General features: G+C 37.8%; 15 protein-coding genes. 10 read left to right on the top strand and 5 right to left on the bottom strand.

Annotation, left to right across the window (positions count from 1 at the left end; genetic code table 11):
* Positions 1-38: 38 nt before the first annotated feature.
* From ACWOEC_RS01685 to ACWOEC_RS01700, 4 genes are read left to right on the top strand one after another with little or no spacing between them, the layout of a single operon-like run.
* A complete protein-coding gene (locus tag ACWOEC_RS01685; RefSeq protein ID WP_455305540.1) occupies positions 39-1124 on the top strand; it encodes an ABC transporter ATP-binding protein in 1086 nt (361 codons plus the stop codon).
* A gap of 10 nt (positions 1125-1134) precedes the next feature.
* Positions 1135-1947, top strand: coding sequence for an ABC transporter permease (locus tag ACWOEC_RS01690; RefSeq protein WP_455305541.1), 813 nt, complete (start codon positions 1135-1137; stop codon positions 1945-1947).
* Positions 1944-2786: an ABC transporter permease gene (locus tag ACWOEC_RS01695; RefSeq protein WP_297077054.1), complete on the top strand. Its 843-nt coding sequence runs from the start codon at positions 1944-1946 to the stop codon at positions 2784-2786. The genes ACWOEC_RS01690 and ACWOEC_RS01695 overlap by 4 nt, the downstream gene beginning before the upstream one ends.
* A complete protein-coding gene (locus ACWOEC_RS01700; protein WP_297077056.1) occupies positions 2783-3856 on the top strand; it encodes an ABC transporter substrate-binding protein in 1074 nt (357 codons plus the stop codon). Before ACWOEC_RS01695 ends, ACWOEC_RS01700 begins: the two co-directional genes overlap by 4 nt.
* Before the next feature lie 67 nt (positions 3857-3923).
* On the opposite strand, the gene ACWOEC_RS01705 is transcribed toward ACWOEC_RS01700, so the two are convergent.
* The 3 genes from ACWOEC_RS01705 to ACWOEC_RS01715 are packed head-to-tail and all read right to left on the bottom strand — an operon-like array spanning position 3924 to position 7752.
* Positions 3924-4403 (bottom strand): GNAT family N-acetyltransferase, encoded by a 480-nt coding sequence (locus ACWOEC_RS01705; protein WP_455305542.1) that lies wholly within the window; start codon positions 4401-4403, stop codon positions 3924-3926.
* A gap of 13 nt (positions 4404-4416) precedes the next feature.
* Entirely contained in the window at positions 4417-5799 is a 1383-nt protein-coding gene (locus tag ACWOEC_RS01710) for an MATE family efflux transporter (RefSeq protein ID WP_455305543.1), read from the bottom strand.
* 21 nt (positions 5800-5820) lie between these two features.
* The gene (locus ACWOEC_RS01715; protein WP_455305544.1) at positions 5821-7752 is read right to left on the bottom strand and encodes an ABC-F family ATP-binding cassette domain-containing protein; all 1932 of its coding nucleotides are present in this window, start codon (positions 7750-7752) and stop codon (positions 5821-5823) included.
* A gap of 236 nt (positions 7753-7988) precedes the next feature.
* Here ACWOEC_RS01715 and ACWOEC_RS01720 point away from each other — a divergent pair, with 236 nt between their 5' ends.
* The 6 genes from ACWOEC_RS01720 (at position 7989) to ACWOEC_RS01745 (ending at position 11688) form a co-directional block, all read left to right on the top strand.
* A complete protein-coding gene (locus ACWOEC_RS01720) occupies positions 7989-8645 on the top strand; it encodes a redox-sensing transcriptional repressor Rex (RefSeq protein WP_297077067.1) in 657 nt (218 codons plus the stop codon).
* 134 nt (positions 8646-8779) lie between these two features.
* The gene (locus tag ACWOEC_RS01725) at positions 8780-9700 is read left to right on the top strand and encodes a permease (RefSeq protein ID WP_455305545.1); all 921 of its coding nucleotides are present in this window, start codon (positions 8780-8782) and stop codon (positions 9698-9700) included.
* A 3-nt stretch (positions 9701-9703) separates the two neighbouring features.
* Positions 9704-10543: a TIGR03943 family putative permease subunit gene (locus ACWOEC_RS01730; protein ID WP_455305546.1), complete on the top strand. Its 840-nt coding sequence runs from the start codon at positions 9704-9706 to the stop codon at positions 10541-10543.
* Between the two features lie 92 nt (positions 10544-10635).
* Entirely contained in the window at positions 10636-10902 is a 267-nt protein-coding gene (locus ACWOEC_RS01735; RefSeq protein WP_297077075.1) for an IreB family regulatory phosphoprotein, read from the top strand.
* Positions 10902-11333: a Holliday junction resolvase RuvX gene (ruvX, locus tag ACWOEC_RS01740; RefSeq protein ID WP_297077078.1), complete on the top strand. Its 432-nt coding sequence runs from the start codon at positions 10902-10904 to the stop codon at positions 11331-11333. Before ACWOEC_RS01735 ends, ruvX begins: the two co-directional genes overlap by 1 nt.
* 22 nt (positions 11334-11355) lie before the next feature.
* Positions 11356-11688: a DUF1292 domain-containing protein gene (locus tag ACWOEC_RS01745; RefSeq protein WP_455305547.1), complete on the top strand. Its 333-nt coding sequence runs from the start codon at positions 11356-11358 to the stop codon at positions 11686-11688.
* An 80-nt stretch (positions 11689-11768) separates the two neighbouring features.
* On the opposite strand, the gene ACWOEC_RS01750 is transcribed toward ACWOEC_RS01745, so the two are convergent.
* On the bottom strand, positions 11769-12914 hold the full coding sequence (locus tag ACWOEC_RS01750) for a tyrosine-type recombinase/integrase (protein ID WP_455305548.1): 1146 nt from the start codon (positions 12912-12914) through the stop codon (positions 11769-11771).
* Positions 12915-12960: 46 nt separating this feature from the next.
* Entirely contained in the window at positions 12961-13515 is a 555-nt protein-coding gene (locus ACWOEC_RS01755) for a helix-turn-helix domain-containing protein (RefSeq protein ID WP_455305549.1), read from the bottom strand.
* Positions 13516-13624: the final 109 nt, after the last annotated feature.

The raw sequence follows: 13624 nt of genomic DNA on the forward strand, positions 1-13624 counted from the left end.
CTAGTACGTGTATAGGAAAAATGAGAAGGAGGAAACAAATGGGGAAACCAATTATTTCATTCCAAAATGTCGTGAAGCAATATGATGATGAAATGATTTTAAAAAAAGTCAATTTTGAAATCGAAGAGGGAAGGTTTTACACTTTATTAGGCCCTTCTGGTTGCGGGAAAACGACGATTTTACGGATCATCGCAGGGTTTTCAGAGGCTACGCAAGGGGATGTGTTTTTTGAAGGAAAGCGAATCAATGACGTTCCAGCAAACCAACGCCAAGTGAATACGGTCTTTCAAGATTATGCTTTATTTCCACATATGAATGTGTTTGATAATGTAGCGTTTGGACTTAAAATAAAAAAATTACCTAAAGCTGAAATTGCTAAAAAAGTAACGGAGGCCTTAAAACTTGTTCAACTAGCCGGATATGAAACAAGAGAAATCAGTGAAATGTCTGGTGGTCAACGTCAACGAGTGGCGATTGCTCGAGCAATCGTTAATGAACCTAAAGTATTATTACTTGATGAGCCATTATCTGCGCTTGATTTAAAGCTGCGAACAGATATGCAATACGAGCTGCGCGAATTGCAGCAACGCTTGGGGATCACCTTTATTTTTGTCACACACGATCAAGAAGAAGCACTAGCAATGAGTGATGAAATCTTTGTATTAAATAAAGGAAAGATCGTTCAAAGTGGGACACCGGTGGATATTTATGATGAACCGATTAATCATTTTGTGGCAGATTTTGTTGGCGAAAGCAATATTGTTAATGGTGTGATGATTGAAGACAATAAAGTCGAATTTGTCGGTAAAGTCTTTGAATGTGTCGACGGTGGCATGCGTCAAAATGAACCAGTAGAAGTCGTGATTCGACCAGAAGATCTCTCACTGACTACAGTAGAAAAAGGCAAGCTGAGTGTCAATGTCGATACTCAATTATTCCGTGGCGTTCATTATGAAATCATTTGTTATGATGAACAAGGCAACGAATGGATGGTCCATTCAACGAAAAAAGCAAAAGAAGGTAGTCAGATCGGATTAGATTTTGAGCCAGAAGATATCCACGTCATGCGCTTTAATGAGTCTGAAGAAGATTTTGATGCTCGTCTAGAAAGTTACGAAGAATAGGAGGAAGCACATGACTAAAAAACGCCCGTTGTATGCGATCCCGTATTTTTTTTGGCTGTTGCTATTTGTGATCGCACCGGTCTTGTTGATTGTCTATCAATCATTTTTTAACATCGATGGTCAGTTTTCTTTGGTCAATTATCAAACGTATTTCACTTCAGGAAAATACCTAACGATGACCTTAAATTCTGTATGGTATGCCTTTTTGATTACCTTATTTACCTTGATCATCAGTTATCCAACAGCCTACTTTTTGACGAAACTCAAACATAAAAATTTATGGTTGTTGCTGATTATTTTGCCTACTTGGGTCAATTTATTGCTAAAAGCGTACGCTTTTATTGGGATTTTTGGTATTCACGGTAGCATCAATAATTTTTTGGGGTTATTTGGGATCGGACCAGAACAGATTTTATTTACTGATTTTAGTTTTTTAACGGTTGCGACTTATATTGAGTTGCCATTTATGATCATGCCAATTTTCAATGCATTAGAAGAATTGAATCCATCTTTGATCAGTGCGAGCCGGGATCTAGGAGCGAATTCATTTGAGACATTTCGACGCGTGATTTTTCCATTGTCTTTAAGTGGGGTAAAAAGCGGGGTACAAGCTGTTTTTATTCCCTCACTTTCCTTATTCATGCTGACACGTTTGATTGGTGGAAACCGTGTGATTACACTAGGAACAGCGATCGAACAACATTTCTTGGTGACACAAAACTGGGGAATGGGATCGACGATCGGTGTCGTCTTGATTATTGCCATGTTTATCGTGATGTTCTTTACTGGTGAATCGCGTAAAGGTAAAGGAGGAAGCAGATGAAAAAATTAACCGCATTTAAATGGTCCAATCTTTATCTTTTACTTGTCTTTATTGTGCTCTATGCGCCGATTTTTTATTTGATCTACTATTCATTTAATGATGGGGGCACGATGAATGAATTTACTGGTTTTACTTGGGATAATTATCGTTCCGTATTTGAAGATACTCGCTTATTGATTATTGTACTTGATACGTTTATGTTGGCTTTTTTATCTTCACTGATGGCAACAGCAATTGGTACGATCGGTGCGATGATGATCTATTACACGAAAAAACGTAAAACACGCGCGCTGTTTTTAGGGTTAAACAATATTTTATTGGTTTCACCAGATGTTATTATCGGTGCCAGCTTTTTGATCTTTTTCACATTGATCGGCTCGTGGATCCGAGGATTTAGTTTAGGCTTTTTCAGTGTTCTGTTGTCACATATTGCCTTTAGTATCCCCATCGTTGTCTTGATGGTCATGCCTAAATTACAAGAGATGAATGATTCGATGATCGATGCAGCCCGTGATTTAGGTGCCAATCAAGTTCAAGTCGTCAAAAATATCATCTTGCCATATCTATCTCCAGGGATCATTGCCGGCTATTTTATGGCCTTTACGTATTCGCTAGATGATTTTGCAGTAACGTTCTTTGTAACTGGAAATGGTTTTTCTACGTTATCGGTGGAGATCTATTCTAGAGCAAGACAAGGAATCAGTTTAGAGATCAATGCGTTAAGTACGTTAGTCTTTTTATTCTCCATGTTATTAGTGATCGGGTATTACTTTATCAGTAAAGACAATCGACCAAAACGTGCGAAAAAGACTAGAGTGGAGGCGACGATTTTACGATGAGAAAATTAACTTCTTTAATTATCGGGATTGTCGCTGTGATCTTTGTATTGATTGCCACCGCACATCAATTAGAACGGTCAACTGGAATGTCTGGTGCGAAGGTTGTAAATATTTACAATTGGGGCGACTATATCGATCCAGCGCTTTTGAAGAAATTCGAACAAGAATCTGGCTATAAAGTCAATTATGACACATTTGATTCAAACGAAGCGATGTTTACGAAAATCCAACAAGGTGGCACGGCGTATGATATTGCGATTCCTAGTGAATACATGATCCAAAAAATGATCAAAGCGAATTTGTTAACTCCTTTAGATCACAAACAAATCACCGGATTAGAAAATATCGAACCACGCTTTTTGAATCTTGATTTTGATACGGATAATCGGTACTCGATTCCATACTTTTGGGGAACATTAGGCATCGTCTATAACGATAAGATGGTCGATGGAAAAGACATTACGTCTTGGAATGATTTGTGGCGCCCAGAGTTAAAAGATAATATTATGTTGATTGACGGTGCGCGTGAGGTCATTGGATTAGGCTTGAATAGTCTAGGATATTCTTTAAATAGTAAACAGATGGATCAATTAGATCAAGCTTATGATAAATTAAAAAAACTGACACCAAATATCAAAGCGATTGTTGCAGATGAAATCAAAATGTATATGGAAAACGAAGAAAGTGCGGTTGCCGTGACATTTTCAGGTGAAGCAGCCGATATGATGGCTGAAAATGAGCATCTACACTATGTCATTCCAGATGATGGAACCAATCTTTGGTTTGACAATATCGTGATTCCTAAAACGGTACAAAATAAAGAAGGTGCGTATGCCTTCATCAATTTTATGCTACGACCAGAAAATGCAGCTCAAAATGCAGAATACATTGGGTATTCGACACCAAATGAAGCGGCATTGAAATTGTTGCCAAAAGACATTACTGAAGATAAACAATTTTATCCGTCAGAAGATGCCTTGAAAAAAATGGAAGTCTACAAAGACCTGGGTCCTGAGTATCTAGGAATCTATAATGATCTATTTTTAGAATTGAAGATGTATCGTAATTAACCGATCCTTAACCAAAAATAAGACACAAAAAAGGAGTGATGTACTACACCTTTTTGTGTCCTATTTTTTAGTTTGCGTAAAATTTCTTTTGATACCAACGATCCATCGCCTGATGTTCTGTATCAAGAAGCGGTGCAGATAATGCTTGAAATCCAAAGCGTTCATACAATCGACAGGCAGTTTCTAGTGAATGATGTGTTTCTAAATAACAAACTTCATACTGCTGACTAGCAAACGAAAGGGCTGTTTCCATAAGTTTTTGGGCAAGTCCTTGTTTTTGATAGGCAGAAGATACATACAGTTTTTGTAATTCGCATGTTCGCAACACACCGGCTAATGGTGCAATATCGATCCCACCGATAATAGTTCCTTGATCGGAAATGACCCAATAAGCAGCCTTTGCTTGATCATAATACGAATAAAGCGTAGTTAATTCCGGATCAAAATAGGCTGTTCCAAGAATCGCTAGATCGGCTTCTTCTAAACTTTTTCGAATCAAATCAGCCAACTGCTGATTGTCTTTTGCTTCTAATCTACGTAATTCCATTATACTCCTCCTTTTAAATCGTTTGGGTGACGTTTTTCATCCAGGCATCAGAACGAATCAAACGATAACCTAGATAACTTTTGATCCACTCGACCGCTTGACAGATAAAGTAAACAAAAACGATCGAAAGTGCCGTGTGCATACTCAAGACGTAAGCTAATGGAAATGTGATCGTCCAGACAAAGACGCTATCGAATAAAAAGGTAATAAATGTTTGGCCGCCAGAGCGCAAAATAAAGTAACTGGCATGATTAAACGCATAAAGAGGCATACAGATCGCTGCAATTTGAATAAACTTACTGGCAAGTTCTTTGACTTCGGGTTCAGTCTGATAGATAGCAGGAAATAAGGGGGCAACGATTAGCATAATGATCCCGATCGTGAAACAGCTCATCACCGCAAAAAATAATAATTTTCGAGCTGCATCACGTGCCTCTTGCATCTTATTTGATCCAAGCAATTGGCCGATAATGACAGCTACCGCACTACCTAAAGCCATATAAACGATATTAAACAAATTTGAAACTGTCGAGGCGATATTTAACGATGCGATGACAGATAATCCACGAACTGAATACGCTTGGAGAATCATTGTTTGGCCGATCGCCCACAAAATTTCATTGGCCATCAAAGGAGAACCTTTGATCAAGATACGTTTTGACAATGACCACGGAATATGAAATTGCCGATAAACGTGTAGACAAAAAGGATGCTCAGTTGCATGCGCGTGCACCCAAATGACAGTGATCGCACATTCCAAAATACGGGCCACCAAAGTTGCGATACCAGCACCAACAACACCTAATTTGGGAAAGCCGAATAATCCAAAAATCAGTAAAAAATTCAGCGCGGTATTGATAATGACAGCCGTACTACTGGCAAACATTGGTACAATGGTTTTCCCCATTTCACGCAATGAACTCGCATAACTTTGAGAGAGCGCAAAAAAAGGTAAGGTGAACAACATGATCCATAAAAAGTCACGTGCGGAATCGTGGGCTAGTTGCAATTGTTGAATCTCTGTATCTCCATGTAGATATAAAGAGATCAAGTAATCTTGTGCATACCATAAGACTAAGATGGCTACTATACACATTAGTGCATTGCCAACTAACTTGAAGCGAAACGCGTCACGCATCCCAACGAAATCTCGTTTTCCATAAAATTGCGTCCCAAAAATACTCGCAGCAGAAACGATCCCAAAAATACTTAAGTTAAAAACAAAAATCAGTTGATTGACAATAGCGACACCCGACATTTGTGCGGTACCGATTTGACCAACCATTAAATTATCGAGTAAACCTACGAAATTTGTAATGGCATTTTGGATCATAATCGGGACCGCGATCGTTAATACGTGCAGATAAAATGCACGATCCCCAATAAATTTTTTCATCTTTTCCCTCATCATCCGCTTTTACACAGATTCTTCTTCCAATTCTAAACTAACCGTTTCCCATTCTTCCATCAACTGGAGTTGTTGTGCTTCGATCGTATTCGTTTTTTCTGTCAGCTCTTGCAAGAGGACATGATTGTTCAAGTTTTCTGATTTCACCATTTCTTCTTGACACTGACGATGTTCATTTTCTAGATCCGACAGTTGTGCTTCGATCTCATCAATTTTCCGTTGCAGTTGACGGACTTTTTTTTGTTTTTCTTTTGATTGTTGAAAATTTTGCTTGTCTTCAGAGACGACTGTTTCGACACTTGGCTTATCTAGCAATGCTCGTAACTCAGCTTCTTCTTGTTTTTTCTCTAGATAGTAATCGTAATCACCTAAAAAGACACGGGAACCTTCTTCAGATAATTCAACGACCGTCGAGGCGATTCGATTAATGAAATAGCGGTCATGCGAAACGAAGAAGATCGTACCATCGTAATCGATCAACGCATTTTCCAGTACTTCTTTATTGTCGATATCTAAATGGTTTGTCGGTTCGTCTAGCATCAAGAAATTGTCATGATCCATCGCAAGTTTTGCCAAAGCAACACGCGCTTTTTCACCACCACTTAATAAGCCGATGGGTTTTTCCACATCCTCGCCAGAAAATAAGAAACTACCTAAAACAGTCCGGATCTGACCTTCTGGTAGCGTAGGATGCGCATCCCATAGTTCTTGTAAAATCGTCTTGCGTAGCGAAAGTTCAGCTTGTCCTTGATCGTAGTAACCGACAGAAACGTTAGCGCCAAAGGTTGCAGTTCCTTTTAAAAACGGTTGTCTGTGAATGATCGATTTTAGCAGAGTCGATTTTCCGATTCCATTTGGGCCCACTAACGCGACTGCATCGTGTTTGCGAATATCAAGGTTGATCGGCTCGGCTAACACTGTATCTTCATATCCAATAGCAGCATCTGCAACTTGTAAGACGATATTGCCCGAGGGTTTTTCGACTTCGAATAAGAAATGAGCAGACTTTCCATCACCTTGTGGCCGATCGAGACGATCCATCTTTTCTAATTGTTTTCGACGGCTCTGGGCGCGTTTTGTCGTAGAGGCACGCACTAGATTACGCGCAACAAAATCCTCTAATTTTGCGATTTCATCTTGTTGTTTCTCAAAAGCTTTCATATCTGTAGCAAGTTGTGCAGCTTTTTCATCAAGATAACGACTATAGTTTCCTTTGTAATGGCGCATCTTATGGCGACTAAGTTCATAGACTTCGGTGACTACTTTATCTAAAAAATAGCGATCGTGAGAGACGATCAGTAACGCACCGCTATAGCCTTGCAAGTAGGTTTCAAGCCAAGAGAGTGTTGCGATATCTAAATGGTTTGTCGGCTCATCTAAAATTAAGATATCCGGTTTTTGTAAGAGCATTTTCGCTAAGGCTAACCGGGTTTTTTGACCACCAGAAAGGGTCGCAATCGCTTGGTCATAAAATGACTTGTCAAAATGAAATCCGTGTAAGACAGAGCGGATTTCATTTTCATAACCGTAACCGTTACGCTCAGTAAATTCATGTTGGATTCGGTCGTATTCTGCTAAAAGTTGGGTATAGGCTGTTGTAGTAGGATCAATTTCGCCCATTTTGTATTCCATTTTGCGCATTTTTTCTTCTAATTGACGAATATCAAAAAAAGCATCGAGCATTTCATCGTAGACTGTTTTATCTGAAATCAGTCCGGTATCTTGTGCTAGGTAACTTAGTGTTGCTTGTTTTGTCTTGATGACGGCGCCTTCATCGGGTTGCTCCACGCCAGCGATAATCTTGAGTAAGGTGGATTTTCCAGCACCGTTACGCCCAACTAAGCCGATTCTAGCATGTTGGCTGATTTCCATTTGAATTTGTTGAAATAAAACATCTGCACCAAATAATCGGGCAACTTGATTGACTTGTAATAAAATCATAGGATCCTCTTTCTTTGCTGTATCGTAATAGCAATTGATCTTAAATTCGTGTAATAATAGGATTTGTGCATGCTTAGTCTATCATATTTTGCTAAAACTAGCGATACTTGTGAGAAGTAGTGAAAAGAAATTTGTGAAAAATTGCTAAATTTTGAGCAATCAAATTGCCTTTTACACGTGAATTTTGTATCATGACACTTGTACTAGTGAATTGTTCACAATGGAGGGTTTTAATTTTGAAAGACAATCAAATTCCAAAAGCAACAGCTAAGCGGTTGCCTTTGTATTATCGCTATTTAAGAATTTTAAATGACGCGGGGAAAAAGAAAGTATCATCAACAGAGTTAAGTGAAGCTGTACAAGTCGATAGTGCGACGATCAGACGCGATTTTTCTTACTTTGGGGAGTTAGGAAAACGCGGATATGGATACGACGTTAATGACTTGATGCAATTCTTTGCACGTACATTAAATGATGATCATATGACTAATGTGGCTTTAATAGGTGTCGGGAATTTAGGAAGCGCGCTATTAAAATATAAGTTTCATCAAAGTAATAGTATCCGTGTGAGTGCAGCATTTGATGTGAATCCAGATATCGTGGGTCGAATCGTCGATGGCATTCCAGTTTATCCAATGACAGACATGAAAGAGCAGATCGCCATTCAGCAAATTGATATCGCGATTTTAACCGTTCCTGCACAACGTTCACAAGATGTTGTCAATGAATTGGTCGAAGCGGGGATCAAGGGGATCTTAAACTTCACACCTGCTCGAATTACAGCATCAAGTGATATTTTAGTGCAAAATGTTGATTTAACCAATGAGCTCCAAACATTGATTTACTTCCTTCATTCTGGTGATACCACTACGTTTACGGACGAAATTATATAAGTAAACACAACCACATGCCTCTAAGCGGTATGTGGTTTTTTACATTTTATTAAAAAAATACATCAGTACTAGTTTTTTAGACGATTTAAGTGTATCTTTTGAAAAGGATCAAAGTAAATCAAAAGGAGAATCTTATGTTTGAGTCATTACCAACTTCGATTTTGCAGATGGGCATGATTTTTTTGTCGATCGTGATCGAAGCGTTACCCTTTGTGTTATTGGGATGTTTGATCTCAGGCTTTTTGCATGTCTTTTTAAGTGCAGAACGTGTGAATAAACTATTACCGAAAAATAAATTTTTAGCAATCATTGTTGGGTCAGTCCTAGGGGTGTTTTTCCCATCATGTGAATGTGGGATCGTCCCGATTGTTCATCAATTTTTAAAAAAAGAAGTGCCAACCTATACAGCTTTTCCATTCATGCTAACGGCACCAATTATCAATCCGATCGTATTATTTTCGACATTTATTGCTTTTAGCAATTCATGGAAATTTGTCTTGTTGCGTGTGACAGGAAGTTTACTAGTCGCTTTAGTTGTTGGTATTTGGTTGGCGTATATTTATACTAAAAATCCGTTAAAAGAATCGTACCAGACTACTCATACCCATCATGAACACAGTCTGACAAATGAAACATGTACCCACAAACCTCAAGTCAAGAAGATGCAAAAAATCAGTCACATGTTTGAACACAGCATCGATGAGTTTTTTGATACTGGACGTTATTTGATTATTGGAGCATTGATTGCCTCAGGCTTACAAGTCTATTTGCCAACTAGTATTATTTTGACATTAGGATCGACTAAATTATTTGCGATTTTAGTCATGTTAGCTCTAGCAGTCATTATGTCGCTGTGTTCTGAAGCCGATGCTTTTATTGGGAGCAGCTTATTGAGTTTATTTGGTGTAACACCGGTCATTGCCTTTTTGGTTTTTGGTCCAATGGTCGATATCAAAAATTTATTGATGATGAAACGTTATTTTGGAACTAAATTTATCGTCCAACTGGTCTCATTGATTGCGATTGTCGTCACGATTTTTGCTTGGGTGGTGTAAAAGATGATTCGAAGTTTAATTTTGATTGGCTACAGCCAAATGATGATGTATTTACAATTGACTGGTAAATTAGATCAATTTATCAATATCCATTACCAATATCTAGCGATTATGTCGATGGTATTGTCGTTATTGTTAGGGTTGATTCAAATGTATTTTTGGGTCAAAGAAGATCCCAAAAAAGCACAAGCGCACACGCATGATCACGACCACGATCATGACCATCAATTATCGCGACCGCAAAAGGTGATTGCCTATACGTTACTGCTTTTACCACTGATTGTCGGTCTATTATTTCCAACAGTAAGTTTAGATGCGACGATCGTACAAGCCAAAGGATTCCAATTTCCAGTTAGTAAAGAATCTGTGGGTGATCCTGAAATGAATACGCAGTACCTACAGCCAAACACGAGTATTTATTACAATAAAGAAGATTATCAAAAACAAATGGATGGCTTACGCAAAAAATACATCAAAGATGGAAAATTGATTGTTACAGATGACAATTATTTAGAAGTGATGGAACTGATTTATAATTATCCAAGTGAATTTATCAATCGCCCGATTCATTATGAAGGTTTTTTATTTAAAGCGCCAAAAAATCAAGGTGACTTTTTATTCCGCTTTGGAATCATCCATTGCGTGGCAGATTCAGGTGTATTCGGGCTACGTATCGTGTTACCAGATGGTGCCACTGTTGCTGATAATGACTGGTTTTCAATCGATGGCGTCATTGAATCTGATTACTATGAGCCGTTCCAAAGGGATTTGCCGACTGTTAAAGTAGAAAAAATCAAAAAAATCGATGCACCTAAAAATGAATATGTGTATCGGACTTTTTAGTATTCAATAGAAGGATTTAATTGTAGTTTTTCGTTATTTTTAGTACAATAGGAAAGAAGAACAGTATTCTTTTACGAAAGAGGTGTCGTACTATGGGATTTACAGATAAGACAGTTCGGTTTGATTTTGAAGACAACCGCAAGCGAGAAGTGAGCGAAACGTTAGCGATTGTGTACACTGCACTAGAGGAAAAAGGTTATAATCCGATTAACCAAATCGTAGGATACCTACTTTCGGGTGACCCAGCCTATATTCCGCGTTATCAAGATGCACGAAATTTAATTCGCCGTTATGAACGAGATGAAATCTTAGAAGTATTGATTCGTGAATATCTGGGAAATCATGGGGTTAATATGTAATGCGAATTATGGGATTAGATGTTGGATCACGCACAGTGGGAATCGCCGTAAGTGATCCAATGGGATGGACCGCGCAAGGTGTTGAAATTATTCGTATCAATGAAGATGAAGGCCAATTTGGGTTTGATCGCGTCAAAGAATTAGTTGCGGATTATGAAATTTCTCGTTTTGTCGTAGGACTTCCTAAAAATATGAACAATTCGATTGGTCCGCGTGCCGAAGCATCAATGGCTTACGGGAAACAGTTAGAAGAATTGTTTGGTTTACCTGTCGACTATCAAGACGAGCGGTTGACTACGGTTCAAGCAGAACGGATGCTTGTGGAGCAAGCCAATACTTCACGCGCAAAACGTAAAAAAGTAATCGATAAGGTTGCTGCAGTGATGATTTTACAAAATTATCTTGACGGTCCGGGTAAAAAACTATTTTAAAAAAACGAAAAGAGGAAAAATAATGGCAGAACATACACACGATCATAATCATGATCACAATCATGATCACAATCATGAAGGACATGAACATATCACATTAGTCGATAACGAAGGTAACGAAACGTTATACGAAATTCTATTAACAATCGATGGCCAAGAAGAATTTGGTCGCAACTACGTATTACTTTATCCAGCTGGAGTTCCAGAAGATGAAGACGTAGAATTATTAGCCTATGCTTACGTTGAAAAAGAAGACGGCATGGAAGGCGATCTAGAACAAATCGAAACTGAAAAAGAATGGGACATGATCGAAGAAGTATTCAACACCTTCATGGCCGAAGAAGAAGCAGAATAGAAATAAGTAGGAGAAACCTTGATACAAAAGGGTTTCTCCTTTTTTGTTTGCTTTCTGAATGCCATATTGAATGCCATCAGTTAAAAATTCAAATGTTTTACGAGTTTCTCAACCGTTTTTTCTTTGGTTTCTTTAGCTAAGTGACCATAGACATATAGCGTTTGAGAAATTTTTGTATGCCGTAAACGTTCTTGGACTTCTTTCATTGTTGCGCCGCTATCCAGTAAAAGAGAAGCGTGTGTGTGTCTTGTGGAATGTACTCCTAAGAATGGCACATTAGCTTCTTTTGTGATTGTGATTAAACGTGCATAGATTGCATGGTGGGTTATAGTCTGTTTGTAAATACCGCAAAAAATTGCAGTTGGTTCAGTAATGCCCAAAGTCAGCATATACTTTCTTTGGTCTATTTGCCATTTCTTTAGTTTACTGATGGTTGCAGCGTCCAGAATCAAAGTAGCATTACTTGCAGCCGTTTTAGTTGTAGATACCTTATAACCATTTTTCGTTTGACTTAGTGTCTTATTGATCGTGACCGTTTGATTATTGAAATCAATATCCGACCAATTAAGCGCTAGAGCTTCACTGATACGGCAGCCGCTATAAATCAAGAAGCGAAGCAGCATACTGTTAAAATCGTTATTGTAGCTTGGTTTGGTATGGTCTAAGTAGTGGAATAATTGTTTTAATTCTTGCTTAGTGTATACCTTGATTTTTTCATTTTGTGGCGCTTCTTTGATACGTTTAGGCATTAGAACATACTCAAGTGGGTTACGGTCTATCATGCCTAGATTAATAGCATATTTGAACACACGACTAGCGCTAGAGTGCAGCACTCTATACTGATCCGTAGTCTTTGCCCAGTGATTGACAATCTTTTGAGCTGTGGAAACGTCAATTTCTTTTATTCTCATGTGGCCATATTTAGGTAATATCCACTTATCAAACTTGATTTTAGTTTTAATGAATGTTACTTCTTTCACAGTCGTTTGATAAGTTTCAAGCCACAACTCAAAGACTTCTTTAAACGTCTGTTTAGAATCTTTTTGTAATCCTTTATTCTCAAAGTCCATTTGCAGCCTTAGCAGCGCAAGTTGGGCTTCTTTTTTTGTCTGGAAGCCACGCCTAGTTGTTTTTACAGGTTTACCAGTTACAGGATTAACACCTAGATAAGCTTGAAATTGCCATTTTTTACCTTGTTTAGTGTCGTATTGCTTAAATGTTGCCATTGTTGTTCCCTCCAGTTACTACGCTTGGGGAGCATATTAGGAGGAGTTATAATATTTTTTCTATACTATCCAATTTTTTTAAAATAGAGGAATTATCAAGTTCTGGATTTTCTAGTTCTCTACCTAAATAGTGTAATATTCTTGAGAATTTTTCTATGATTTCGGGTTCAGACTGTAAAATAATAATTTTAGTTAAATCTGATAATATAGATTTTATTTCTTCAGGAATATTTTCTTCTTTGAGGATTTTCTTTAGTTCTAAAATATAGGATTCTTGGGTATTTAGTTTTACATTATTGTTATTAATTAATTCGGAAAGTCTAGTGATTTTAGAGTCATCGAATGAATCGACATGTATTTGAAATACATCATATTCTGTAGGTTTCCCATATAAAATATAATAAGTAGACAAATTAAAAGTATCTGATAACTGCCTCAAACGTTCACTACTAGGCAAAGTTTTTCCTTTTTCCCATCTAGAAACAATACTTTTACTTGCTTCTGGATCAAAAATTTTACCGAACTCCTCCATAGTCAATCCCTTTCTTGTTCTTAAGGATTTTATTCTTTTTCCGACTTCAATTTTATCTATATCCGCCATTTTTTACTCCTTGTTGAAATCATTTTTTTAAAAAGTTACGTAAAGTTACTTGATTAAGTTTAACACACATGATATTCTATGTACATAGAGTTGCATAAAGTGACTCTAT

The organism is Enterococcus bulliens (genome assembly GCF_053761865.1).

Bases quoted from the DNA above. Each gene is read 5' to 3' on its own strand.
- ACWOEC_RS01730 (WP_455305546.1), top strand. From the start codon at position 9,704: ATGATTCGAAGTTTAATTTTGATTGGCTACAGCCAAATGATGATGTAT.
- ACWOEC_RS01755 (WP_455305549.1), bottom strand. From the start codon at position 13,515: ATGGCGGATATAGATAAAATTGAAGTCGGAAAAAGAATAAAATCCTTA.
- ACWOEC_RS01735 (WP_297077075.1), top strand. From the start codon at position 10,636: ATGGGATTTACAGATAAGACAGTTCGGTTTGATTTTGAAGACAACCGC.
- ACWOEC_RS01750 (WP_455305548.1), bottom strand. From the start codon at position 12,914: ATGGCAACATTTAAGCAATACGACACTAAACAAGGTAAAAAATGGCAA.
- ACWOEC_RS01700 (WP_297077056.1), top strand. From the start codon at position 2,783: ATGAGAAAATTAACTTCTTTAATTATCGGGATTGTCGCTGTGATCTTT.
- ACWOEC_RS01745 (WP_455305547.1), top strand. From the start codon at position 11,356: ATGGCAGAACATACACACGATCATAATCATGATCACAATCATGATCAC.
- ACWOEC_RS01715 (WP_455305544.1), bottom strand. From the start codon at position 7,752: ATGATTTTATTACAAGTCAATCAAGTTGCCCGATTATTTGGTGCAGAT.
- ruvX (WP_297077078.1), top strand. From the start codon at position 10,902: ATGCGAATTATGGGATTAGATGTTGGATCACGCACAGTGGGAATCGCC.
- ACWOEC_RS01685 (WP_455305540.1), top strand. From the start codon at position 39: ATGGGGAAACCAATTATTTCATTCCAAAATGTCGTGAAGCAATATGAT.
- ACWOEC_RS01705 (WP_455305542.1), bottom strand. From the start codon at position 4,403: ATGGAATTACGTAGATTAGAAGCAAAAGACAATCAGCAGTTGGCTGAT.
- ACWOEC_RS01710 (WP_455305543.1), bottom strand. From the start codon at position 5,799: ATGAAAAAATTTATTGGGGATCGTGCATTTTATCTGCACGTATTAACG.
- ACWOEC_RS01690 (WP_455305541.1), top strand. From the start codon at position 1,135: ATGACTAAAAAACGCCCGTTGTATGCGATCCCGTATTTTTTTTGGCTG.
- ACWOEC_RS01725 (WP_455305545.1), top strand. From the start codon at position 8,780: ATGTTTGAGTCATTACCAACTTCGATTTTGCAGATGGGCATGATTTTT.
- ACWOEC_RS01695 (WP_297077054.1), top strand. From the start codon at position 1,944: ATGAAAAAATTAACCGCATTTAAATGGTCCAATCTTTATCTTTTACTT.